Origin of the sequence: Zestomonas insulae (assembly GCF_016901015.1) — a bacterium.
Classification (GTDB): Bacteria; Pseudomonadota; Gammaproteobacteria; order Pseudomonadales; family Pseudomonadaceae; genus Aquipseudomonas; species Aquipseudomonas insulae.
In genome coordinates, this window is sequence record NZ_JAFEUP010000001.1 from 247,338 (window position 1) to 269,798 (window position 22,461).

Here is a 22,461-nt window from a genome sequence, read left to right on the forward strand (position 1 = left end):
ACGGTCGTAGCCGTCTTTTTTGTTGTTGTGACAGGATCCGCACCCGTTGCCGGGCGCGGCACAGCGACACCTCAGAGTTCGAAGACCATCGGTGGCAGCGGCTGACCAAGCAGGTAGCCGCCAAGCATGCCGGCGGTGTCGTCGGCGTTCTGGGTGATGTGGTTGGCCGCGGCGATCACGTCGCGGAGGATTCGCTGCAGCGGGTTGCTGAGGTAGATGCCGCGCGCCGAGGTGGCCTTGAACAGCAGCATCACCGCCTCCTCGCACTCGCGGCCGACACGGGCGATATCGAGCATGTGGTGCACGCGATCGTGGGTCGGCACCAACTCGCGGCGCTCCACGTACTCGGTGGTCTCCGCCATCATCTGCAGCAGACGGGCACGCGCGGTGCGCACGCGGTTGACCGCGTTGCCCAGGCGATCCTTGACGTAAGGGCTGAGCGCGGCCGGATTGCCGCCGGTGGTATCGGTGCGCACCGACATCTGCGCGATGTACTCGTCCACCCCGCCCTGGGCCATGCCGACGATCACCGCCGAGACTGAACCGAAGAACACCTGGTTGAACGGGTACAGGTACATGTCGCCGCGTTCGGACTGTTTGTAGTCGATCAGGCTGTGCGCGCGGTGGTACGGCACGAATGCTTCCTTGATCACCAGGCTCTTGCTGCCAGTGCCGGCCAGGCCGAACACGTGCCAGTCGTCCTCGATGACCCACGCCGAACTCGGCACCAGCATCGACAGGCGATCGATGACCTGCCCCTTGGCATCGCGGCGCAGGCCGCCAAGGAACGCCCACTGGCCGTGGTTGCAGCCACTGGAGGTCTTCCAGGTGCCACTGATCTGGTAGCCGCCCTCGACCTCCTCGACCTTGCCGAACGGAGGGTAGGACGAAGCGATGATGGTCGCGTCGTTGTCGCCCCACACATCCAGGCCGGCCTGCTCCGGCATCGAGCCGAATTCCCAGTTGTGGATGCCGAGGATCATCATGTTCCAGGCGCTGCTGCAGCAGCCGCGCCCCAACTCCATCAGCACCTTGTAGAACACTGCCGGGTTCATCTCCCAGCCGCCGAAACGCTTGGGCTGGAGGATCTTGAAGAAGCCGGCCTGGACGAAGGTGGCGATGGTCTCGGCGGACACCATGCGGTTCTGTTCCACCGACGCGGCCTTGTCGCGCAGCATCGGAATCAGTTCGCGGGCGCGGCGAATCAGCTCGGCTTCGCTGGGCACGGTGGACGGGGTCTTGGCGATATCGTTCATCTCGATTCTCTCTGGGGTTTCTTGTTGTCTGCGGCGGATCACTTGAGTGCGGCGAACTGGCTGTTGAAGTACACCAGCGGGCCGGAGGCGCCCTGCTGGCCGGCGAGGCCGACCACTTCGCCGATGAACATGTCGTGGGTGCTGGCGGGAATCAGCTCGACCAGGCGGCACTCGAAGCCGACCAGCGCATCGCCGAGCAGCGGCACGCCGGTAGCACCGGTCTGCCACGCGCCGTCGGCGAAACGCGCCTCGCCAAACACGCCCTCGAGCATCCCGGCGAAGCGTTTGGCGACCGCCTCCTGGTCGGCGGCGAGGACGTTGATGCTGAAGGCACCGGCGCGCTTGATGACTTCGTTGGCGCGCACGTTGCGGTTCACGCAGATCAGCAGGCGTGGCGGATCGGCGGTGATCGAGCAGACCGCGGTGGCGGTCAGCCCGGCGCGCTCGCGCTCATCGGCACTGGCGATCACCACGCAGGCCCCGGCGAGCTGGCGCATCGCCTTGCAGAAGTCGGCGGTGGCAACAATTTCAGGCACGACCGTAGCCGTGCCGTTGCTTTGAACGGCATTGAGCATCGTTGGAACCCTCACGATGTGGTGGGCGCGGCGGCCCGATTCAGGCTGGCGGCAAGGCCGCGCGACGACGCCTCAGAGGACGACGTTGCGCTTGTGGCCCCAGTCGCTCATCTCGCTGTAGGCGCGCACTTCCCAGTTGGCGTCGTCGATGACGATGCCGCCCCAGCCCATCTCGAAGTTGAAGCCCGAGGGGGTCTGCGCGTAGAAGGAGAAGGTCTTGTCGTTCGGGTGGTGGCCCAGCTCGAGGACGATCGGAATTCCGGCCTTGACTGCGCGGTCGTAGGCCAGGCCGACGTCGTCCATCTGCTCGACCTGGACCATGAAATGGTTGAGCACTTTCGGCGTCGGCGCCTGAGCGGTGGCGATCGAGTGGTGACGGCCGGTGGCGGTGTGGAAGAAGGTCGCATCGACCAGCACGCCGGGGTGAATTTCCTCGCGGATGTAGTCGCTGACGCGCAGCTTGAGCACGTCGCGGTAGAAGGCCACGGTCTGCGGGCCGTTCTTGGCGAACGGCAGGATGTGGCCGATGCCGAGGTCGCCGGTGACGAAGCCACCGCGCAGCACCGGCGAGCGGAAGCTGTCGGCCAGCTCGGCCACCGTATGACCGAAGAAGAATTCGTGGGTAAAGCCGTTGGGGTCCTGGCAGCTGTAGGCTTTCTCGACCATGCGCCGACGCAACAGATCGTCGCTCAGCGCCTCGACCGGGACGCCCTTGTCGCGCAGCTCGGCAACGTAGCTTTCCAGCTCGGCGGCGGTGCGCAGTTGCCAGCCGGCCACCAGCAGGTCGTCGATCGGATTCTGCTCGAGGAAGAAGCGCTGGCAGTACTCGTCCATGCGCAGGCTGATACCGTGCTCATCGCGTTTGCTGACCTGCATGCCGAGGATGTGGGTGGCGAACCAGTGCCACCGCTCGAGATCGCTTACACCGAGTCCGACGTAAGCCAGGGAGTGAATCTCAGCCACTTGTGCGTACCTCTTGTTGTTGTTCTGTCGCCAGGTGAACGGCGACCTTGAGGTGACAATGGCAAGCGCTGTGCCAGCTTCTCACTCGCGCCAGCAATAAATAATTAATCCTTTAGAAACAATTAGTTAGAGCACAAAACAGCCACAAAACCCGTACCACTACCAACCATTCGTCGAAAGTAGGAATTTCAGAATTTTCAAAACATGGTGAAATTCATGAATGGATTTTCGTGAAGCGGCTCGCAACTCACCGCTCGTCGATCTCCATCTGCCCGGCCCCTGCGCACCACCCACTCGACGGATAGCCCCGCTACGGCGGTCTGCGTCCTCGCACTAGCTCTGCTGCGGGGTTTCTGGCACATAGTTGGCATCGGTTTCCGATCTCACAATTACAACAAGATCGACAAGGCCCAACACATGACGCTTCCACACGGCGATGCGCCCCAGGGCGCGCCGCGCCCCGGGCACGGCATCAACATCATTACCGACCTGCGTTTCCCCGATATGCAGGACCTCACCGACCGCCTGTACTTCAACCCGAAGGAAGGCCTGATCTGGCTGGGCGACAAGCGCATGATGTTGCTGCATGTCGAGGCCTTCACCAGCCTTCGCCAGGAGCTGCTGGAAAGCAACGGCGTGGAGTTCACCCGCGGCCTACTCACCCGCATCGGCTACCTGACCGGCCAGCGCGACGCCGACCTGGCGATCCAGGCACGCGGCACCGGCAACGAGCTGGAGATTCTCGCCGCCGGCGGCCAGCTGCATGCCCTCTCCGGCATTGTCGAGGTAGCCCCGGTGTTCATCGAGGTCGACCCGTCCAAGGGCTACCTGCACGGCGAATTCACCTGGAAGCACTCGGTGGAGAGCGAGGCGCATATCACCACCAACGGCACCAGCACCGATCCGATCTGCTGGATGGAAGTCGGCTACAGCTCGGGCTTCCTGACCCGCCTGATGGGCCGCCGCTTCCTGGTTCGCGAAGTCGAGTGCCAGGCCTGCGGCCATGAGCACTGCCGGGTGATCGCGCGTCCGCTGGAGGATTGGGAGGACGCCGAGGAAGACCTCAAGTACTTCCAACCACGCGCCGCCGACCATCGCCGCACCCCACCGCAGCCACCGTTGCGCCGCGTCGCCAAGGTGCAGCCGGCGCCCTTCGGCCTCGGCGGCCAACCGCCGCTGCCGGCCGACCTCGACCGGCCAGTAGGTGGCTCCGCGGCCTATCACACCGCGCTGCACAAGATTCTCCGCGTCGCCGGTACCAACGCCACCGTGCTGCTGCTCGGCGAGAGCGGTGTCGGCAAGACCATGTTCGCCCACGAGGTGCACGCCAACAGCCACCGCGCCGACGCGCCGTTCATCGAGATCAACTGCGCGGCGATTCCCGAGCAGCTGATCGAGTCGGAACTGTTCGGCGTGCAGCGCGGCGCCTATTCCGGCGCCACCGAGGCACGCCCGGGCCGCTTCGAGATCGCCCATGGCGGCACCATCTTCCTCGATGAAGTGGCGACCCTCAGCATGACCGCCCAGGGCAAGCTGCTGCGCGTCCTGCAGAGCGGCGACCTGGAACGCCTGGGCAGCAACAAGACCATCAAGGTCGATGTACGGGTGATCGCCGCGACCAACGAAGACCTGGCCAAGGCGGTGAAGGCCGGCAATTTCCGCAGCGACCTGTTCTACCGGCTAAACGTGTTCCCGGTGACCATCGCCCCGCTGCGCGAGCGCAAGGACGACCTGCCGCTGCTGCTGGACACCTTCCTGCGCAAGCTCAGCGCCCTGCATGGCCGCCAGCTCAAGGGCATCACCCCACGCGCTCTGCAGGTGATCCTCGACTACCACTGGCCCGGTAACATCCGCGAATTCGAGAACGTCATCGAGCGCGCAGTAATCCTCGCCGATGACGGCGATGCCCTGGACATCCGCCACCTGTCCGGCCTCGACGCGCTGAGTGGCCAGCTCGAGCGCATCGGCACCATGGGCTGGGACGCCAGCCCGAGCATCGGAATCCGCCTGCCGGACGCCACCCCCGGTGTCGGCCTGGCGCAGCAGGAGCACGCCAGCCGCGACCAGTTGCTCAACGTGGCGCAGCGCGCGCTGCAGCGTGGGCCGGTCCGCCTCAGCGAGATCGAAGAGGTGTATATCGAGGTGGCCATGCAGCTCAGCGAGGGCAACATCTCCAAAGCGGCGACCCTACTCGGCCTGAGCCGCGCGCAGCTCGACTACCGCTTGAAGAAGATGCAGAACGAGGGTGCCTGACCAAGGGTGCCTGACCGGGACGCGGGGACGAGCGACCGGACAAAAAAACGCCGACACCACGGGGCGGTGCCGGCGCTGAGAAAGCGCGGAGCGGGCGTCTGGGGACGCCCGGCGGGAAATCAGGCGAACGCCGCTTCCGAATTCACGCTGCTGCAGAATCGCGCGATGCTGCCCATCGAGTTCAGATGCTCCTGCTCGGATGGCGAGGCGCAGCAATCCTCGAGGACCACCACGTCGAAGTCGCGGTCATGGGCGTCGCGCACGGTGGCTTGGACCACCGCCTGGGTGCTCACACCACTGCAGTAGATGCGCTCGATACCTTCACGGCGCAACAGGACTTCCAGGCGGGTGGCGTAGAACGGCGAGACGCGGTGCTTGACGATGTCCCACTCGCCAGCCTGTGGCGCCAACGCCTCGTGCACCTGGCCACCCCAAGCGTCGGCCTTGAGGATGCCGTTTTTGGCGATCGGGCCGAACACCTGGGAGTTAGGGTTGGCCTCACGGTGATCGTCGGAGAACGCCACCCGCACATAGGCGACCGGGATGCCCTGGGCGCGAGCCTTGGCGATCGCCGCGGCAGTGCGCTCGATCACGTTGCGCGCGCGCACCTGCTCGCCGAGCGGGCCCTTGCCGCTAGCGCCGTCCGCGTGGACCAAGTCGTTCTGCATGTCGAGAACCAGATAGATGCTTTTCATCGTTGGGTTTCCTTGAGGTAGATCAGTCGCACCAGAGTGCGCCGTTGATGTCGAGAATTTCGCCGGAGATGAACCCGGCCTTGTCCGAAAGCAGGAAGCTCACCGCCGCCGCGACGTCCTCGGCGCGACCCATGCGGCCAAGCGGAATCAGCGTGCGCAGGTTGTCGGGAAAGCTCGTGGTCATGTCGGTGGCGATCGGCCCGGGCGCCACGCAGTTGACCCGTACGTTGCGCGCCGCCAGCTCCTTGGCGAGGAACAGCGTCAGGGTATGCACCGCCGCCTTGGACATGCCGTAGGCGACGTTGCCGGCATTGGCCTGCTCGCTGGCGTCCAGCCAGGGGCGCGCGTTGCCGCCGTTTTTGCCGACCACCGAACCGATGTTGACGATGGCGCCCTGCTGGCGCTCGGCAAGCAGTTGGCCCACCACCTGGCAGGGCACTAGAGTGCCCTGCACATTGACTCGCATGACCCGCTCGAGCTCCGCACCGGTCAGCGCCAGCGCGCTGCCCCTGGAGACGATGCCGGCGACGTTGACCAGCGCGCTGATCTCGCCGAGGCGCTCCTCGATGTCCTCGACCACGCCGCGCACCGCAGTGCGCGAGGCCACGTCGCAGGCGTAAAAATGCATGCGCTTGCCCAGCTTGGGTGGCTCGGTGAGGTCCAGCGCGGCGACTTCGTAGCCCTCACCAGCGAGCTGCCGGCAGACCGCGCGGCCGATCGCCCCACCAGCACCGGTCACCACTGCAACGCCCATCTCAGCGGCCCCGTCCGGCGGCAACGGCGTGCCCGGCCAGACGTCCGAACACCAGGCCCTTGAGCACCGAGGTGCCACCGGCGTAGTTGCCAAAGTACAGCCCGACGGTCTCGCCAGCGGCGTACAGGTTGGCGATCGGCTGGCCGTCGCTGTTGACCACTTGCGCCTGCTCGTCGACCTTGAGTCCACCGAAGGTGAATACGTTGGCGGAGATGATCGGGTAGGCCATGAACGGACCGCGCTCAAGCGGCAGCGCCCAGTTGCTCTTCGGCGGCTGCAGGCCTTCGGTGGCCAGCCCGTCAAGTTGCAGCGGGCGGTACTCGCCTGGCCGGCAGGCGGCGTTGTAGCGCGCCACGCTATCTTCCAGGGCGGTCTCCGGTACGCCGATTTTGCCGGCCAGCTCGGCGAGACTCGCCGCCTCGACAGCCGGCTGATCGGTGCGAATGCCCAAACGGTAGTTGGGGATGTCCTTGACCCTCTGGTCGAGAACTACCCAGGCGATACCCTCGCTCTGCAGGTAGATCTGCCGGGTAACCCGCTCATACCAGGCATCCACGGTGCCGGGCGCCTCGTCGGTGAAGCGCAGGCCCTGCTGGTTGACCAGCACACCATAGGGAAAAATGAAGATCGACGGCTCGGAAATCCCCGAGCGCGGATCGACCGGCTCGGCGTGATAGCTGCCGTACTCACCAGCCGCCGCAGCACCGATGTCGAGGGCCATCTGGATGCCCTCGCCCCGGTTGTAATAGGCGCCCTTGCACACCGGACGGAGGAACACCGAGCGCGGGCCTAGGTAGCGACTGAGCATCTCCGCGTTGCCCTCGAATCCGCCCGAGGCCAGTACCACCGCGCCGTGGAATTGCAGCTCGCCGCTCTCGCGGGACAGCGCGCGCAACCCTGTCACCGTGTCGAGGCCATCGGTGATCAGCGTGCGCGCGGTGGTCTCGTAGAAGAACTGCGCACCGAGCGCCTCGGCGCGCGCCGCCAGCGTCTCGACGATCGCCTCGCCACCACCGACCGGCAGCAGGCGCGGCTGGGTGCTGGTGAGGAACTGAGTAGGCAGGAAGTCGAACTTCACGCCATTGCCTTTCAGCCAGTCGATGGTCTCCGGCACGCAGGCGGCAAAGGTGCCGATCACGCTGCTGTCGATCGCCGCCGCGGCCCGCGCCTGTGCCGACCAGGCACTACGCTCGCGCAGGCTCTCAGCGACGAAATCGGGGTCCTGGTAGTAACCGGAGTGCTCGGCGAGGAAGGTGTCGAAATCGTCGGTCACCTCCTCGTGGCTTTTCATGCGCAGGTACGCCTCGGTGAAGCGACTCTGCCCGCCGCGTTCCTCGCGCGTCGCACGTTCCAGCACCGCCACGCGCAAGCCGCGTTCGGCACCTGCCACCGCCGCGGACATGCCAGCGACGCCACAACCCACTACCACCAGATCGAAGTTCAATTCAGCCATTGTCAGTGCCTCCCTTGGTGACTGGTACTATGGGCGCGCCTCCCGGCGGGTTCGAGCGAGGCACGGCTAATGGGCTTTTAGGAAAAGGTGAAGAACCGGATGGACAGACTCTGGGCCATGCAGGTGTTCGTGCGGGTAGTCGAATGCGGCAGCTTTAGCCGCGCCGCCGAGTCGTTGGACATCGCCAACGCCACGGTCACCTCCAGCGTGCGCAACCTGGAGAACTACCTGGGCGTCACCCTGCTGTCGCGCAACACCCGCTCGCTACGTCTGACCGACGAGGGCGAGGGCTACTTCGAGCAGTGCGTGCTGCTGCTGCGGCAGATCGAGGAAGCGGAAGGCGCGGTGCGCGAGAAGAAGGGCGAGATCGCCGGACAGCTGTGCATCGAGTCGCCAGCGGCGTTCGCGCGTGCGCTGATAAGCCCGGCGCTGCCCGCCTTCACCGCGCAGCACCCCGGCCTGTCGGTGGCCCTGCGCCTCACCGACCAGGCCAGCGACCTGATCGCCAGCGGCACCGATGTGGCGATTCGCATCGACTCGGTGAACGACGCCGATCTGGTCGCCCGCCCGCTGTACCAGGCGCACTACGTCGCCTGCGCCACCCCCGCCCTGCTCGCCCGCCTGGGCACGCCGACCGAACCCGCGCAGCTCGACCCGGCGCAGTGTCTCGGCCTGTTCGGCCCGGGCCGCTACACCCCGGCGGACTGGTCGTTCCAGCGCGGCGAGCAGGAGCACATGCTGAGTCCGCGCGGCAGCCTGCACTTCAACGGCACCGATGCGCTGATCCAGGCCGCACTGGCCGACCAGGGCTTCATCTACGTGCTCGACGTGTTCGTCAACGCCCTGCTCTCCAGCGGCCAGTTGGTCGAGCTGTTTCCCGACTGGCGCACCGGCGGGCGTAGCTTCTACACGGTGACGCCGAAGGCCCGCTTCGTCGCCCCGCGCACCCGCGCCTTCATCGACTTCATGCTGGCCACCCTCGACGCCCAGCGCCGCCCGCCGGCCGAGGCCAGCGTGGCGCTGCGCCAAGGCCGACGCAGCAAGGCGTAAACGGGGACGTTGCGGAGCGCCGCTCGTGCTCGGCGCCCAGGCGAAAAAAAAGCCGGTCGGGATTGCCGACCGGCTTTGCGAGAACGGGGACGCGGACGCCCCGCCTGCACTAATCGCAATTAAGCCTGCTGCAGCTCGGCGAGCAACGCCGGCAACACCTCTTCCCAGGCGGCTACCACGCCCAGACTGGCGACTTTGAAGATATCGGCGCTAGCATCCTTGTTGATCGCCAGGATCTGACTGTCGGTGCTGATCCCGGCGAGATGCTGCGGCGTGCCGGAAATGCCCACCGCCAGGTACACCTGCGGGCTGACGAACTTGCCGGACACGCCAACCTGGCGCATCACCGGAACCATGCCGGCGTCCACCGCTGGCAGGCTCCCGCCGAGGGTGCCACCAAGCGCCACAGCCAGTTCCTCGAGCAAAGCGAAGCCGTGTTCGTTGACGCCGCGCCCACCGGAAACCACCAAGCGCGCGCCATCCAGTGGCGGCAGGCGTTGCGCGCTGTCGCGGATGTCCAGATGCAGCGCGGTCGGCAACGTGCCGCGCAGCTCGAGACTGTGCAACGCCGGCTCGCCCTGCGCGGTCAGACTGGGCCGACCAGCACGCAGACAGGCGAATGCCGGGCCGGTGGTCACCCGCAGACTGACACGCATGCGCCCGCCCCAGGCAGCACGCTCGGCGACCAGTGCGGTGCCGTCACGACGCAGCGCCAGACAACGACCGAGCGCGCGGCCGCGTAGGCTCGCCGCCAGTCGTGCCGCCAGCTCCTCGCCCAACGGCCCCGGCGGCAGCAGCACCAGCGGCACCCCGGCGGCGAAGGCTGGCAGCGCCGGCAACGCCTCAGCGGCGGCGGCGGCCATCAGGAGCGGATCGTCGCTGCCGGCCAGCCCCGCGTGGGTAACCTTCCACACCTGCCGTGCGCCGGCTTGCGCGGCGCGCTGGCGCGCCTCCACCGGCACCTCGGCGCCGAGCAGCAGCACGCTGAAGCCGCCGTGTTCATCGGCCAGCCCCTGCGCCGCGGCCAACGTCGCGTCCAACGCCTCATCGCCCCAGGCCTGCGGTATCACCGCCAACAGTGCGCTCATGCGACCACTCCTTGTTCAGTCAGCCAGACGAGCAGCTCCTTGGCCTGTTGCGCCGGCGTACCAGCCAGCAACCGGCAGTCGCCGCCACGCTCACTGGCCCGCGCTGGCATCAGCTCGCTCAGGGCCAGCGTGGTCGATGCCGGCGCCGGCGCACCGACGGCGTCGAAACTCATGCGCTTGGCCTCCATGACGTTCTTCATCAACGGGTGGCGCAGCTTGTTGCGCTTGTCGTTGGTCACGCTGGCCAGCAGCGGAGCCTCGAGAACCAGCCACTCCTCGCGCGCGCCCCGCTCGCGCAACAGCCGCACTTGCTCGCCCGCCCATTCGGCGTGCTGCGCCAGGGCAAACAGCGGATGGCCGAGCTGACTGGCCAAGCGGACAGGCAGGCTGCCTTCGTCGAGGTCACCGAACTCGCGGCCGATGAGCAGCAGATCAGGCGCCGTACCCTGGGTGGCGAGCAGTGTGGCGATCTGTTGGGCGGTCATCGACGCGTCCCACGGGCAGGCCGGGAACAGGTCGAGACGCCGCAGCGCATCGGGACGAAACGCCGCCACTGCGCGCAGCAGGTTCTCCGCGTTGGCGCCGCCGAGCACCAGCACCTCGATGCGCGTATCGGGCCGCGCATCACGCAGCTTGAGGGCCAGCTCCAGCGCCGCCTCGTCGAACGGACTGAGCAGCCGGCGGGCGTTGCCGCCCTCCTCAATCCGACCATCCGCCAGGCTCAGGGGATGCAAGGGGAAGCGAATATCCGCGACCCCGGCGAGCAGAACCAGAATGTTCATCGCACCTCCTCAGCGACTGGCGGCGGTGGCCGCCGCGAGACGGCCGAACACCGCAGCCTTACCCAGCGCCGAACCGGTCATGTAAGCCGCGCCATGGAAGCCACCGAGCATCTCGCCCGCCGCCAGCAGGCCTTCGATTGGCACGCCGAACACGTCGTGCACGCGCAACTCGGTGTCGACCACCAACCCGCAATAGGTACCGAACACCGCCGCAGTAGAGGGATAGGCGTAGAACGGGCCGCGTTCGATGGGCCGCAACGCACCGTGCTGGTGAACCAGATGGCGGCGCCCGAACTCCGGCTCCGTTCCGGCGCACACTGCAGCGTTGTAAGCCTGCACTTCGGCGCGCAACACGTTCTCCGGCACCTCGATAAGCCGCGCCAGCTGCTCCAGGCTGTCGGCCTCGACGAACAGGCCCTCCTCCAGGCGCCGGCTGAAGTCGAGGATGCGCACCTGGTTGTCGCCGCTGTCCATGATGTCCTGGTCGAGGATCTGGTAGGCGACCCCGTACTCCTGGGCCATCACTGCATCGCCGAGTAGCTTGTAGGACAGCGACTCATCGACGAAACGCCGGCCGGCCTGATTAACCGCGATGGCGCCCTTGTACACCGCGAGGCAGGCATGATGGTTGTGTTCGTCCATCGGGTGCTTGCCGAAGGTGCCCTTGATGTAGGGCAAGTCGCGCACGTCGGCACCCAGCGCCCAGGCCATACGCAGGCCATCGCCCTCGTTGCCTTCACCGCCGATGAATACCGCGTTGTCGTACTGCGGCACAAAGCGGTGGATCAGCGCGCGATCCTGCACGAAACCGCCACTCGCCAGCAGCACCGCACGGTGCGCATGGAACTCGACCAGATGACCTGCCTGCTCGGCACTTACGCCGTGCACTCGGCCCTGCACATCGCGCAACAGGCGGCGCGCCCGGGTGGCGAGGTGCACTGTGACCTTGCCGGTGGCCCGTGCCGCCTGCTCCAACTGGCGCACCATGTCCGCCGGATCAACATTGTGGACCCGCGGTAGCGATTGCCCGGACGCAGCCTCGATCACGGTGGAGAACTGCACGCCGAGGCCGCGCAGCCATTCGTAAGTGGCCAATTGATGATCGGTGTAAAGACGCACCAGCGCCTCGTCGCACTCGCCCTTGCCGACCTGGACCAGGTCGTCGAACAGTAGTTGCGCGGAGTCCTCGATGCCATGGGCGCGCTGCAGGTCGGTGCCGGCGAACGCCAGGCACCCGCCGCTCATCGCCGAGGAGCCGCCGGTCTGCGCGGTTTTCTCCAGCACTACCACCTGCAGACCGGCCTCGGCGGCACTCAACGCGGCAGCGAAGCCGGCTAGCCCACCACCGATCACCAGCAAATCACAGCCGACGGCACTCATGCGGCTTCCCCTTGCTGCAGAAAACGATCCAGGCCATAGAAGGCGAAGATTTCCCGTACGCGCGCGCCATCCGGCCGCGCGGAGAAATAGCCGCGATCGCAGCTACGGGTGCCGTTGGCGCGGCGCAAATCGACCAGCGCCTCGGCCTGTTTAATCCAGGCGCCCAACGAATCGAGAACCGGCACGCCGTCCACCTCGCTGATGCCATGCGTGGCAAGCAACACGTTGAGCGGCGCCTCGCCGGGGATGATCACTTCCGCGCCGTCCGCGATCAGCGCCCGGGCGGCTGTACGGAAACGCTCGATCAGCGCGGCGGGGTCGGCGAAGGCGGCGAGCACATCGGCAAAGCGGAAACCGACATGCCGCACCCCGGCCAGACGCTCGGCCAGGCCATGACGCGCGGCGTTGTCGTGGACCAGTTCGGCCAATTCGTCGATGAATACCAGCACGCCGAAACGCCGTCCGAGCATGCACGCGGTAAGCATCGCCGACTCGCCGTAACCGACCACCGGGATGTCCAGCAGGCTGCGGATATCGCGCAGCCCCGGCTCCGGCAGCGTGCTGATCGCGTAGGCATCGAAGCCCTGCGCCTCGGCATTCAGCCCCGCGGCCATGAACTGCAGGCCATGCAAGTACTGCAACGCGGAGTGCTTGATGTCGTCACCCGGATAGTTGCTGCGATAAGTGCCCGGCTGCATGCCGTGCATATGAATTTCCGTATCGGGGCGCGCGACCTTGCGAAAGTGCGCGCGCAACGCCTCGTCATACACGCCGAGGTCGCTCAATACGGTGAAGCTCTGGTGCCAGATGCGAATGCTCATGTCGGTCCTCTGATCGCGGTGAAGCTGATCACCGGTGAACGGACAGGCCCGACCGAACTCGGTCAGCCCCGATGGCGAGGATTATCGGTAGAGCAGCGCAACACTGAGGAGGCAGAAGGGCTAAAGGGGCTTTTCAGCAAAGCTGCAAGATGGGGTGGAGTTATCGACGCGCAATGACCTCAACTCCGGCACGGAGCTCTATAGCCGGAGCAGAAGGATGTAATTGCCAGAAATGAAAAAGGCCAGTCCTTTCCGACTGGCCTAAGTCATTGAGGTATATGGTCGGGACGGAGTGATTCGAACACTCTACCCCTTGTACCCCATGCACGTCCTCTATCTGTTCGAGATGGCTCAAAAAAGGTCATACAGACCAGGCCACACGGGGCCTACAGCCAGGAGCTGCGCACCCTCTAAGAAACTGTTGTTTCATCTCAAACCACCCAGTTTCATGACATCTACTGGACCCTATTTGGACCCTATATTTGGAGAATGGCATCCGACAACCTAGAATTATCATTCGACTGTCTGGGGGGGTGGGGATGGCTAGAGAAAAGATTCCGGAGCACACCGAACGTGCAGCGACGTTCTGTAGAAGCGCAAAACCGGAGGAAAAACAGTATGAGCTGATTGACTCGAAGATCCCTGGTTTGCAGCTGCGAGTCAATCCCAGCGGCAAGAAAGCGTGGGCGCTGCGATACAGCGTCGGCTCCGGAGAAAACCTCGTCAAAAACCGCATGCCACTCGGCCTGTTCCCAGAGGTCTCAGTCACTGAGGCCCGCAAGGCTGCGCAGCAGGTGAAATCTGACGTTGCTCGCGGAGCTGATCCGGTTGGCGAACGCAAAGCTGAAGCTGAGCAAAAAGTTGAGGAGGCTAAAGCCAAGGCCCTAGAAGAGGCCTCTCGCGTTACTGTCAACGACTTGTTTGAGCGCTGGATGAGGTCTGACGAGCCAATGGGACATAAAGACCAGGGCAAGGAGTTGCTTCGCCGCTTCAATAAAGATGTTCTTCCCCTCATCGGGAATAAAGAAATAAATAGTATTACTCAAGCTGACATTCTTTGCGTGACTGACAACATTCTCAGTCGCGGTGTAAATCGCATGGCGCAAGCGATTTTCAGCGACATGAAACAAATGTTCACCTTTGCTGTTGTCCGACTCTTAATCAAAGAGAACCCAGCTGCAAATCTCACTAAAGAGAACATCGGAAAAACTGCAAAACCGCGTGACCGTGTGTTAAGCCCCAGGGAGATCAGGCAGCTTGATCAAGCGCTGCACGCATCTAGCCTAAACCGGGTCACTCACCTCATCTATATGCTTCAGATTTCGATGACATGCCGCATCAATGAGCTATGTCAGGCCGAGTGGTCTGAATTCGACTGGAGCAAGCGGGCTTGGACTATTCCGGGCAAGCGTACGAAGTCAGGACGCTCAATCACGGTCAACTTGTCTGCCTACTCCATCGGCCTTTTTGAGGAATTGAGAGCACTGACTGGCCACACAGCATTTTGCTATCCAGGCCAGGACGAGACAAAGCCGATTAATCGCAAAGCTGCGACGAACCACGCTCGTGACCGTCAGCTACCAGCCAGTAAAGAGCGAGCATCTGGACGAACTATCCAAACACAATCCCTTGCGGTAGGCGGCGAGCGATGGAAGACACATGACCTTCGTCGCTCCGGCTCAACGCTCATGCAGCAGCTTGGCATCCCAACAGAAGTCTCTGAACGCTGCCTGAATCACGCCGAGGGCAAGAAGACAAAGATAACTTATCACCATTACAACTATGAAAAAGAAATGAAACGTGCATGGTATCTGCTCAGTGAAACCCTCTCAGTCATCACCGGCCCTGACGGCGAGGCCTTTCTTAAAGAAATTGAGAAAGATAGATGGCGTGAGCCCGACGAAGAAATCGGCATGCTTGGCCTGGTAAAGAAATTCTACAAAAAACCAGACGAACGGTCTTATCCCGCTTAACTCCTGACCTCCAGACCGACAATGGCATTGTCACCCCTGTCTGAGCACGGTGAAACGCAAAAAACAGGGGTTGACAAACAATAACCCTATTGACCCGCAACAACCAGATCAATATAATTAGCGTTATATTAATCATGGAGGCTCATATGGTAGCAGCAGTACAGCAGGATCGATTTTTGAGATTCGGCGCAGTAGCAGAGATGATCGGACTCAGCCGGAGTACGGTCTGGCGCATGGAGCAGGAGGGGAAATTTCCGAAACGCGTGCAGCTTGGCAGCAAAAGCGTTGCGTGGCGTCAGAGCGATCTGAACGCTTGGATGTCAGCTCGATAGAAAGCGAAGGAGGTCTCATGACCACCGACTTATAAAAAAGGCACCCTACCCGGTGCCTTTTTTTCATTTCTGCTGGTCCGACTTCGGCTCCAGCGGCTTCCAGTCTCGACCATCGAGAATCGCATCAACCCACCGCCCTACCTCAATGCTGTCCCATCCGACAATGCCGCCACCTAATGGGCGCGATTTCGGGAATTTACCTGCTGCAATGTAATTATAAATTGAGCTTCGCCCGAGGCCGCACACGTGCATGACCTCTTTGAGTCTCATGATGCGACGAGACACATCAGTCATCGTTTTTCAGCCCCAGGTCTTTCCGCAACTCTTCCGAAGAAAACGTCTGCTCTTCACCTTTTGTCACGCGCTCAAGAATTTCCCGCGCTTGCTGTGCCTCGTCCTCATCAGAACCGAATTCTTTGCCCACCGGCCTCATCTGCTCCCACGCCTTTTCTTCATCCGTAGCGAAAACCCCGTGAGCTTCAACATGCTTGTTGTAAGCATCAATAGCTTTGCGGTTCTCTTCCTGCCAACTTTCTTGTTTATTCACTTTTCCAAAATCGCACAGCTCTGCAATTTCAAAATCATCGTCGAATAGACGACACTGCCTGTAGCTGTCCCGCAAGCACAGCACGGCATACTCAAGACAGCTCTGGCAGATCAGCAGCTTATACCGTTCCCCTTCCACTTCGCCCTGGACAAGGCCGGAGACAATCGGAAAGTCGCAGACCTGGCACCGATGGCCGCCCTCCTCTTTTGTTGCCAAATCGGAGGAGCTAGGAGAGTCGGGTGAGGCAGGGACTTCGGTGCCGCCGAAGTCTTCGCCTAGTGAAAGCTGGCCAGGCAGCACGCCTGGCGGGAGATGGTTAGGCATTCGTGCCCTCCTCTTTTTTTCCGACCGACCCCCAGCTCAACGCTTTTTTCGAATCAGCTTCTTTGATGTTCCAGCCGCTGGCGTTGCTGATTAGCTGACGAATCGGTGTCCATGCCTTCCAGATTTCGTGTGCTAAGTGGGTGTTTTCTGGCTTTTCGCATTTCTGATCTGCCTTGACCAGCTCCGCAATAGACTCCTCGATTTGCGACATCGCAGCTGAAATTTGCGATGCGCTTAAGAAAGTCTTTTTTTCAACTAGTTTTTCTTTATTGCGAGATTCAAAACTCAGAAAGTACCTGTTTAGCTTCTTAAAATTGCTATCGTTAGTAAAGCACTCACGTATTTCCTGCCTCCGGCTCATCACCTCGCTGTATGGGACAGAAAGAACGCGCTCTCTTTTTTCTCCATATATCACGCGATAAAAGCACACCACCCTTGCTTGCTCTCTTATCCAAACCCAGCCTTTATCTGCATTATCCATTTTCGCCTCTTATTATTATCATTAATGGGCAATAACTATTTATTGCATACCTTCATTATAACATTAAATAAATGCAATTATTGCAAAACCAAGAGTCTTGGCAAATATTTTTAACAGCCTTCGGCTGATTTGACCAGCGGTATCTGGTTGTTGGCTATAGGAACAATTTCCTTACACACGCAAATATGTGTAATGAGTTTGTTCCTTAAAAGCGGATGGTTACTGGATTAAATTAGGTTCAGCAGCTTCATTTATGAGAGATGCGAGCACGCCCTCAGGGCGTGTTTTACCGGCCTCTGGCGTCGATGCATGGCTGGCACATTTTCCATACCCACCCCCTTTCCTCGTGCTCCAGGGTGTTGGTGGCTCCGCAAAACTGGCAAATCGTATCTGTTGCTCCTCAACTGCATCAGCGAGCACAACTAAGTGATCAGGAAGCCCACTCACATCTATCTTGAGGTAGCCGTGGGATGACTTGACTCCCCTGGGATGAGTTTTGGACTCTTTGCATGCGACAAGAAAGGCGTCAGCGTATGGCTGCCAACCTTCATAAAACTCACCTAAACTGCCAGGCTCTCGAACATCCATTTCTAACGCCTCCTCTAATCAAGCCTCCCGCTGGCTAGATTCAGCGGAGCTGGTACTACTATAGAACATAGACTACATATTCTAGAGAACAAGAAGCCTAGATCAGAAATGTTCTCTAGCACAGAAAACCACGCCGCTAATTGTTCTAGAGCACGTGCCTACACGCCCACATATGTTCTCTAGAACAATTTACCGCAGTAGAATCGTTCTCTAGCACTACCAACACATAAGCACTTGTTCTCTAGAACACCACATGCGAAAACTTTTGTTCTAGAGAGCACAAAACAAAAACCAGCACGTTCTATTTGATAAAATTTTTATAGACACACGCAATTACTCGCTCTCATTAAAATTAATTAATATTTAATGATATAATTAATTTAAGAGATAAGATCTCAGCAAGCTATGTTCGACCCCCTCACCAAACCTCGTTCCTCGGTCTAGTGAGGAGATCAAACGGCTTGTGCTCAAACCCTCCAGGTTCTGCGCGAGCAGTCAAAACAACACCAATAAAAATAATAAGAAAGGTGAATGATGGAAAAGTTAGTTAACAAAAATGGAAGACCCAGGTCTCCGAATCCAAGAACAATCGTTTCTGAAGTGTATCTAACGCCGGAAGAGGCGGACGAGCTGAAAGCTGCTGGAAAGCAATTCGGCTACCCATACCTATCTCAGTTCCTCCGCAATGTAGCGTTCGCTCACATACATCAAAGAAGCGTTGGTGCAGATGCAGCATCAGCAATCGTCTTGACGTACTTGGGTTCTCTAGCAAGCGATATCGACGTTCTCAACGAGCTTTGCTCTCGGCCTGGGATGCCAGATGCGGCATTCGTCATTTCTGATTCGGTTAAAAGAAGAATTAGAGAACTCAGCGAAACAATCCAAAAACAACAACAATAAAAGGATAAGCAAAATGATTAGTAAGATTATGCCATTCTCAACAAGCTTCAGAAATCGTATTGAATATGAATTTGCTGCAAGAAAAAAGGACAAGGAAAAAATTAACTACGTTGAGTACGTGGGCGGAAACGTTGTCTCTGAAAACCCATACTTTGAGGCCATGGTGGACGGCAAGAGAAAGGTTTTCGTTGACGTTGAGCCCATCATTCAGGAATTTGAATCATCTGTATCATTATATAAAGGAAGTGGCGAGAAAATATGTGGCCACTACGTTTTAAACCTCAAGAAAGGAGAATCTCTGAATAGAAATGAATGGCTTGCTGCGGTTCATGCGTATATGCGTGATCTGGGTTACGACGAAACAACAAAATACGTAGCTGTGATTCACAGGGATACAGGTAAGGAACACGTACACATCGTTACTTCCAGGGTGCGCTTTGGTCGAGCAGAGCATGTCTGAGAACAGGCCAGAGCTGGGAGCGAATTTTCAGCTTGTCCCAACAAGCAATGATTATCGAAAAGGAATGAATGTGGCGCGTGTTATAGAAGCTGAATACGGCCTCTCTACACCAGTATCAAAAGACTTCTCGAAAGAAACAAAGCCAGGATTCGATCCTGCCAAAGATCAGCGTCGCATGATACGAGGTATAGCGAACGATATTATAAAGAACAACAATATTAGAACGATGAGTAATCTGGTTAATTTATTCGCAAGCCGGGGTATCCAGATTGGCGTTGTTGAAAATAAAGAAGGTGAAATCTCAGGAATCACATACCGGCTTGATCGTCCCGAAGGGATTTGGGTTTCAGGCGCTAGTGTTTTTAATAAATTGACATGGCCAAGACTACAAAGAGAACTAGGTATCAGCTACGTCCCATCCCGTGACGACCACACTCTAGGTCGCGGCATGGGTATGTCAAACCCCGACGCAACATCTGTGAAAAATGATGGTGCGTTATTCCGGGCTTACGTAAAGATTAAGGCACCGAGTGAAGAGCTGTACACGTATGTGCGTAAACGCAAGCAGAGCGTGGGTTTTCACAGAGAAGACAAAAGCATTTATCTAGGATTTAACTTTGGTACAAATCTTTCATTCTCTAGCATCAAGCTTAAGCGGCATGAAGTTGAAGTCGAGCAAGAGAAGCGCAGATTTGAAGCACTCTTGAAACTCATACTTAAGATGGTTAAAGACATCAACCAAACCTTCTTCGGCAAGTGTTTCTTCCACATCGACTTACAAGCCGACACTAGCGAGTATATGAAGACAGCCTTACGGTTAAATATTCCAGTGGGGGCCGATGCTGCTGGTGAGTACGTCCTAGAGAAGGATTGCGAGTCGCAGATACAAGCGCAAATAAAAAAGCAGATCGGAAACCTCGTCTCAACCTGCTTGCGTAACGAACGCAGCAATGCTCCCGCTATTGAATTGTGGACAAAATAGTCCCATCCGCGACTTCTCGAGCGTAGTGCTTCGGCAGTGCCCGCAAGGCTCAGTAGCGAGTGATTCGAGAGAGACCCAGCTCCTCCACCAAAAAGGTCTGCGCTCAGGCAGGACAGCCCGTTTCAGTATTTGGCCACACAGTGGCCTCCGTACTGCCGAGCTAAGCGTTTAAGTAGTGCCGCTATGTAAGGGTTTAGGTAGCCACACCATGGTTTATCCGTTCAATTAGATCCAGCACCATTCGCGATTCCACCTCGGTCAGCAACCAGTCGACTGGGCGCCCACCACCCAGCCCCAGCTGTGGAGCGCCCAGCCAATGACGAGCTGGTCCCCAGTCGCCGCCGAACAGGTCCTGTGCGGCATGGAGCACGCACGCGACGCGGAACAGCCGGTCGCTATTTAGCAACGACCACTTCCCGCGTCGCCGCGCCTGGCGGACGGCATAGCCAGAAAGCCCCGCCATGGTCGCCAGCCTCTGAGTGGTAAATCCGGACGATTCTGCCAGGCGCACGAGCACGGCGTAGTCGAAGCCTCGCCGCACCTGCTGGATCAGTTCCGCTCCTTGCGGGGGTATCCCAATGTGCCTCCAATAGCTAGGGGCTTCCGGCACAACCGGTCGGTAGGGCTTCAGCTCAACCACGCCACGGTTCCTTCAGTGGGGCAAATGAATCACCTGGTCCAGAACGGGATCGGTACCGCGCTCATCGGAGGTAGAACCCGTTTTCTTCCGTACGCAAGCATACAGTCGAGATACCATCTGACTCACTCGCTGCTGTTCAAGCTCTCAAGCAAGAGCGTAGGGGAATCGAATTGGCAGCGAAGATCTGTTTTCCTCACGCAGTAGTAGACACCCTTGTCCGAGAGATGAAGGTCTCATCTGATCAGTACGAATATGTCTTGTCTCTGCTGATTTTTGCTGCGTTCGGCCATCGAATGGCACACGGATGAGTATCGATTTAAATCGTGCGAGGCTAGCTGTCGCATGTTATAGCAATAAACAAAAACTCAGAGCTAGACTCCATAATTTGAATTCCCAATATAGACAACTATTTCGTCACAACCCCGTCTGTCTACTAGCAACTCATAAGCAGGTCGATTGTTAAGCGCTGGATTTTCCTTTTGCAACCAATCAATAGCCCCCGAACCAAAATACGAAATCACAGCCATTAGCGCGACTGAATAACTTAGTTGGTAGCTTTCAACCTCAGCAATATCCAAAAATATCGCATCGCAATTATTATCACAACTCACTTTAAGCCAACCAATCAGCTCCTTTAGCACTCCTCGGCAACCACACCTTTCACAGGCTATACTTGAAACCAGCCCCGATATGGCAATAGCAATCTCAACCTCTAAATCACCGCCCCTGCAATAAATCCGAAGCTCACCAAATTTCTCTTTCACCTGCCGGATTCTAACATTCAGCTCATGCTCCTCGGCATGCCGATCAATAAACAAGAGAGTTCCTCCAATTAACCCATACCAGCCATTACCACATTCAAATCCGAAATTTAATCCCGCCCTCTCCGTCCCATCGAATAGAATTTTTGAAAATTTTCTCGATAGTGCAGCCTCGTACTCCTTATGCATTATGTCTCTCCCAAACAACAGTATTACAAATTTCAGAGCTTCCAGACATAAACACCCTCCCCCCGTCATTCAACTCATAATCGAATCGACAATAGGCATATCGCATTATCTTCCTTAGCTTATGCACCTCCCACTCATTACCACCATTCAGAGCTGGAGGTGAAATCAAGAAAACTCCTGATATGTGTGCTTCTGGTGATAACTGATGCCTACAATTAATTAACTCGAATATCCCTGGAAGCAAGAACTGCTCTTCCTCGCCGTCATCCTCCCACCTTATCGTCACAATAAAATATTCCTGATCTGACAAGACTGAAATGTCCCTCCAGAACATTTGCCCTGCATTATCGTCTCGCCCGATGAGACCAAAGTCATGCGTCATGAACATATAATATCCCAAAAACAATACGTAGAAAGTTGCGCCCACGAGGACACATTAATGCTCCGCATCACCAAATCAAGCGATTATTAATATTTTTTGGACAAGCCCTATCTTGCATGGTAAATGGTCACACTGGAACTTTCTGAGCCCTGGCCACGTTATTTCCGGTAATTCCTATTACCGGAAATAGTTGAACCAGCCTTTTCAAATGGAAAACAGTGAGGTCAGCCCCTGTCGAAGCGCTATTACCAACTCTCCGATCGATGGGCGCCTAAAAGGAATACAAGCAACGCAGCCGTAGCAGCGCAATCACTAGCTGTAGCAGCCCCTTTCAATTGGTAGACTGCCGAGATTTGGTGCCCGCGAAGCATCAACAGTTATCTGAAAGGAACTCCTCTCCGATGTCCGCCCTATCCGCGCTGCTCGACACCTACCGCTCCGCCTCCGTCACCGAACGCGAAAAAGGCACCTACTTCGAAGAGCTGATTTGCGCCTACCTGCGCAACGAAGCCACCTACCGTGATTTGTACGACAAGGTGTGGGGATACGCCGACTGGGCCAAGGAGCTGGGCCTCAGCGGTAGGGACGCGGGCATCGACCTAGTGGCTCGCACTCAAGGCACCGGCTAGTACCACGCCGCCATCCAGTGCAAGCTGTACGCCGAGGACTACAGGGTTCAGAAGAAGGACATCGACAGCTTCTTCACCGCCTCGGGCATCAACAACCACCGCAACACGCTCAAGGGCATCCCCGAAGCGACTTGGGAATATAGTCACAGTGAGCCTCGAAACCGTGAAAATTGTGAGATCTTTGCCGCTGCTTGATATTACGC

At 59.1% G+C, this 22,461-nt stretch carries 22 protein-coding genes and 1 pseudogene; 8 read left to right on the top strand and 15 right to left on the bottom strand.

The window, feature by feature from the left end:
* Positions 1 to 71 precede the first annotated feature (71 nt).
* From JQX08_RS01225 to JQX08_RS01235, 3 genes are all read right to left on the bottom strand, one after another.
* A complete protein-coding gene (locus JQX08_RS01225; protein ID WP_204914133.1) occupies positions 72 to 1,256 on the bottom strand; it encodes an acyl-CoA dehydrogenase family protein in 1,185 nt (394 codons plus the stop codon).
* Positions 1,257 to 1,294: 38 nt separating this feature from the next.
* The gene (locus tag JQX08_RS01230; RefSeq protein ID WP_346727564.1) at positions 1,295 to 1,792 is read right to left on the bottom strand and encodes a flavin reductase family protein; all 498 of its coding nucleotides are present in this window, start codon (positions 1,790 to 1,792) and stop codon (positions 1,295 to 1,297) included.
* A gap of 111 nt (positions 1,793 to 1,903) precedes the next feature.
* Positions 1,904 to 2,794 carry a VOC family protein gene (locus JQX08_RS01235; RefSeq protein ID WP_204914136.1) on the bottom strand — a complete coding sequence of 297 codons (891 nt, stop codon included), beginning with the start codon at positions 2,792 to 2,794 and terminating at the stop codon, positions 1,904 to 1,906.
* A 417-nt stretch (positions 2,795 to 3,211) separates the two neighbouring features.
* Between JQX08_RS01235 and JQX08_RS01240 the strand changes: the two genes are divergently transcribed.
* A complete protein-coding gene (locus tag JQX08_RS01240) occupies positions 3,212 to 5,047 on the top strand; it encodes a sigma-54-dependent Fis family transcriptional regulator (RefSeq protein WP_204914137.1) in 1,836 nt (611 codons plus the stop codon).
* 119 nt (positions 5,048 to 5,166) lie between these two features.
* On the opposite strand, the gene JQX08_RS01245 is transcribed toward JQX08_RS01240, so the two are convergent.
* The 3 genes from JQX08_RS01245 to JQX08_RS01255 are packed head-to-tail and all read right to left on the bottom strand — an operon-like array spanning position 5,167 to position 7,949.
* Positions 5,167 to 5,742, bottom strand: coding sequence for a cysteine hydrolase family protein (locus JQX08_RS01245; RefSeq protein WP_204914138.1), 576 nt, complete (start codon positions 5,740 to 5,742; stop codon positions 5,167 to 5,169).
* Between the two features lie 22 nt (positions 5,743 to 5,764).
* Positions 5,765 to 6,496: an SDR family NAD(P)-dependent oxidoreductase gene (locus tag JQX08_RS01250; protein WP_204914139.1), complete on the bottom strand. Its 732-nt coding sequence runs from the start codon at positions 6,494 to 6,496 to the stop codon at positions 5,765 to 5,767.
* A 1-nt stretch (position 6,497) separates the two neighbouring features.
* A complete protein-coding gene (locus tag JQX08_RS01255; RefSeq protein ID WP_204914140.1) occupies positions 6,498 to 7,949 on the bottom strand; it encodes an FAD-dependent oxidoreductase in 1,452 nt (483 codons plus the stop codon).
* Between the two features lie 99 nt (positions 7,950 to 8,048).
* On the opposite strand from JQX08_RS01255, the gene JQX08_RS01260 reads away from it, so the two are divergent.
* Positions 8,049 to 8,999 (top strand): LysR family transcriptional regulator, encoded by a 951-nt coding sequence (locus JQX08_RS01260; protein WP_204914141.1) that lies wholly within the window; start codon positions 8,049 to 8,051, stop codon positions 8,997 to 8,999.
* Between the two features lie 119 nt (positions 9,000 to 9,118).
* Here JQX08_RS01260 and JQX08_RS01265 read toward each other — a convergent pair whose 3' ends face one another.
* The 4 genes from JQX08_RS01265 to JQX08_RS01280 are packed head-to-tail and all read right to left on the bottom strand — an operon-like array spanning position 9,119 to position 13,070.
* Positions 9,119 to 10,087, bottom strand: coding sequence for an electron transfer flavoprotein subunit alpha/FixB family protein (locus JQX08_RS01265; protein WP_204914142.1), 969 nt, complete (start codon positions 10,085 to 10,087; stop codon positions 9,119 to 9,121).
* Positions 10,084 to 10,869 (bottom strand): electron transfer flavoprotein subunit beta/FixA family protein, encoded by a 786-nt coding sequence (locus tag JQX08_RS01270; protein WP_204914143.1) that lies wholly within the window; start codon positions 10,867 to 10,869, stop codon positions 10,084 to 10,086. The genes JQX08_RS01265 and JQX08_RS01270 overlap by 4 nt, the downstream gene beginning before the upstream one ends.
* 9 nt (positions 10,870 to 10,878) lie before the next feature.
* The gene (locus JQX08_RS01275) at positions 10,879 to 12,249 is read right to left on the bottom strand and encodes an FAD-dependent oxidoreductase (protein WP_204914145.1); all 1,371 of its coding nucleotides are present in this window, start codon (positions 12,247 to 12,249) and stop codon (positions 10,879 to 10,881) included.
* Complete coding sequence (locus JQX08_RS01280; protein WP_204914147.1) at positions 12,246 to 13,070, bottom strand: aspartate/glutamate racemase family protein; 825 nt, start codon at positions 13,068 to 13,070, stop codon at positions 12,246 to 12,248. The genes JQX08_RS01275 and JQX08_RS01280 overlap by 4 nt, the downstream gene beginning before the upstream one ends.
* A 539-nt stretch (positions 13,071 to 13,609) precedes the next feature.
* Here JQX08_RS01280 and JQX08_RS01285 point away from each other — a divergent pair.
* Positions 13,610 to 15,043, top strand: a complete 1,434-nt coding sequence (locus JQX08_RS01285) for a tyrosine-type recombinase/integrase (protein WP_204914149.1) — start codon at positions 13,610 to 13,612, stop codon at positions 15,041 to 15,043.
* A gap of 146 nt (positions 15,044 to 15,189) precedes the next feature.
* Entirely contained in the window at positions 15,190 to 15,375 is a 186-nt protein-coding gene (locus JQX08_RS01290) for a helix-turn-helix transcriptional regulator (RefSeq protein WP_204914151.1), read from the top strand.
* A 63-nt stretch (positions 15,376 to 15,438) separates the two neighbouring features.
* Here JQX08_RS01290 and JQX08_RS01295 read toward each other — a convergent pair whose 3' ends face one another.
* Genes JQX08_RS01295 through JQX08_RS01305 form a run of 3 tightly spaced genes read right to left on the bottom strand, consistent with a single transcriptional unit; the run spans position 15,439 to position 16,727 of the window.
* The gene (locus JQX08_RS01295) at positions 15,439 to 15,660 is read right to left on the bottom strand and encodes an AlpA family phage regulatory protein (RefSeq protein WP_346727565.1); all 222 of its coding nucleotides are present in this window, start codon (positions 15,658 to 15,660) and stop codon (positions 15,439 to 15,441) included.
* A 1-nt stretch (position 15,661) separates the two neighbouring features.
* Positions 15,662 to 16,246 carry a type II toxin-antitoxin system CcdA family antitoxin gene (locus JQX08_RS01300; protein ID WP_204914155.1) on the bottom strand — a complete coding sequence of 195 codons (585 nt, stop codon included), beginning with the start codon at positions 16,244 to 16,246 and terminating at the stop codon, positions 15,662 to 15,664.
* Positions 16,239 to 16,727 (bottom strand): hypothetical protein, encoded by a 489-nt coding sequence (locus JQX08_RS01305; RefSeq protein ID WP_204914156.1) that lies wholly within the window; start codon positions 16,725 to 16,727, stop codon positions 16,239 to 16,241. Before JQX08_RS01305 ends, JQX08_RS01300 begins: the two co-directional genes overlap by 8 nt.
* Positions 16,728 to 17,849: 1,122 nt before the next feature.
* Between JQX08_RS01305 and JQX08_RS01310 the strand changes: the two genes are divergently transcribed.
* Genes JQX08_RS01310 through JQX08_RS01320 form a run of 3 tightly spaced genes read left to right on the top strand, consistent with a single transcriptional unit; the run spans position 17,850 to position 19,657 of the window.
* Positions 17,850 to 18,215: a hypothetical protein gene (locus tag JQX08_RS01310; protein WP_204914157.1), complete on the top strand. Its 366-nt coding sequence runs from the start codon at positions 17,850 to 17,852 to the stop codon at positions 18,213 to 18,215.
* Between the two features lie 13 nt (positions 18,216 to 18,228).
* Positions 18,229 to 18,675 carry a relaxase/mobilization nuclease domain-containing protein gene (locus JQX08_RS01315; protein WP_204914158.1) on the top strand — a complete coding sequence of 149 codons (447 nt, stop codon included), beginning with the start codon at positions 18,229 to 18,231 and terminating at the stop codon, positions 18,673 to 18,675.
* Positions 18,668 to 19,657 carry a hypothetical protein gene (locus JQX08_RS01320; RefSeq protein ID WP_204914159.1) on the top strand — a complete coding sequence of 330 codons (990 nt, stop codon included), beginning with the start codon at positions 18,668 to 18,670 and terminating at the stop codon, positions 19,655 to 19,657. The genes JQX08_RS01315 and JQX08_RS01320 overlap by 8 nt, the downstream gene beginning before the upstream one ends.
* Before the next feature lie 193 nt (positions 19,658 to 19,850).
* On the opposite strand, the gene JQX08_RS01325 is transcribed toward JQX08_RS01320, so the two are convergent.
* Both JQX08_RS01325 and JQX08_RS01330 read right to left on the bottom strand, forming a co-directional pair.
* The gene (locus JQX08_RS01325; protein WP_204914160.1) at positions 19,851 to 20,297 is read right to left on the bottom strand and encodes an antitoxin Xre/MbcA/ParS toxin-binding domain-containing protein; all 447 of its coding nucleotides are present in this window, start codon (positions 20,295 to 20,297) and stop codon (positions 19,851 to 19,853) included.
* A gap of 371 nt (positions 20,298 to 20,668) precedes the next feature.
* Positions 20,669 to 21,247 (bottom strand): hypothetical protein, encoded by a 579-nt coding sequence (locus JQX08_RS01330; RefSeq protein WP_204914161.1) that lies wholly within the window; start codon positions 21,245 to 21,247, stop codon positions 20,669 to 20,671.
* Between the two features lie 783 nt (positions 21,248 to 22,030).
* Between JQX08_RS01330 and JQX08_RS01335 the strand changes: the two are divergent.
* Positions 22,031 to 22,453: pseudogene (locus JQX08_RS01335) on the top strand (restriction endonuclease).
* Positions 22,454 to 22,461: the final 8 nt, after the last annotated feature.

Excerpts from the sequence above, each read along its gene's own strand:
- JQX08_RS01225 (WP_204914133.1), bottom strand. The coding sequence starts at position 1,256 with ATGAACGATATCGCCAAGACCCCGTCCACCGTGCCCAGCGAAGCCGAG.
- JQX08_RS01240 (WP_204914137.1), top strand. The coding sequence starts at position 3,212 with ATGACGCTTCCACACGGCGATGCGCCCCAGGGCGCGCCGCGCCCCGGG.
- JQX08_RS01245 (WP_204914138.1), bottom strand. The coding sequence starts at position 5,742 with ATGAAAAGCATCTATCTGGTTCTCGACATGCAGAACGACTTGGTCCAC.
- JQX08_RS01250 (WP_204914139.1), bottom strand. The coding sequence starts at position 6,496 with ATGGGCGTTGCAGTGGTGACCGGTGCTGGTGGGGCGATCGGCCGCGCG.
- JQX08_RS01255 (WP_204914140.1), bottom strand. The coding sequence starts at position 7,949 with ATGGCTGAATTGAACTTCGATCTGGTGGTAGTGGGTTGTGGCGTCGCT.
- JQX08_RS01260 (WP_204914141.1), top strand. The coding sequence starts at position 8,049 with ATGGACAGACTCTGGGCCATGCAGGTGTTCGTGCGGGTAGTCGAATGC.
- JQX08_RS01265 (WP_204914142.1), bottom strand. The coding sequence starts at position 10,087 with ATGAGCGCACTGTTGGCGGTGATACCGCAGGCCTGGGGCGATGAGGCG.
- JQX08_RS01270 (WP_204914143.1), bottom strand. The coding sequence starts at position 10,869 with ATGAACATTCTGGTTCTGCTCGCCGGGGTCGCGGATATTCGCTTCCCC.
- JQX08_RS01275 (WP_204914145.1), bottom strand. The coding sequence starts at position 12,249 with ATGAGTGCCGTCGGCTGTGATTTGCTGGTGATCGGTGGTGGGCTAGCC.
- JQX08_RS01280 (WP_204914147.1), bottom strand. The coding sequence starts at position 13,070 with ATGAGCATTCGCATCTGGCACCAGAGCTTCACCGTATTGAGCGACCTC.
- JQX08_RS01285 (WP_204914149.1), top strand. The coding sequence starts at position 13,610 with ATGGCTAGAGAAAAGATTCCGGAGCACACCGAACGTGCAGCGACGTTC.
- JQX08_RS01290 (WP_204914151.1), top strand. The coding sequence starts at position 15,190 with ATGGTAGCAGCAGTACAGCAGGATCGATTTTTGAGATTCGGCGCAGTA.
- JQX08_RS01300 (WP_204914155.1), bottom strand. The coding sequence starts at position 16,246 with ATGCCTAACCATCTCCCGCCAGGCGTGCTGCCTGGCCAGCTTTCACTA.
- JQX08_RS01305 (WP_204914156.1), bottom strand. The coding sequence starts at position 16,727 with ATGGATAATGCAGATAAAGGCTGGGTTTGGATAAGAGAGCAAGCAAGG.
- JQX08_RS01310 (WP_204914157.1), top strand. The coding sequence starts at position 17,850 with ATGGAAAAGTTAGTTAACAAAAATGGAAGACCCAGGTCTCCGAATCCA.
- JQX08_RS01315 (WP_204914158.1), top strand. The coding sequence starts at position 18,229 with ATGATTAGTAAGATTATGCCATTCTCAACAAGCTTCAGAAATCGTATT.
- JQX08_RS01320 (WP_204914159.1), top strand. The coding sequence starts at position 18,668 with ATGTCTGAGAACAGGCCAGAGCTGGGAGCGAATTTTCAGCTTGTCCCA.
- JQX08_RS01330 (WP_204914161.1), bottom strand. The coding sequence starts at position 21,247 with ATGCATAAGGAGTACGAGGCTGCACTATCGAGAAAATTTTCAAAAATT.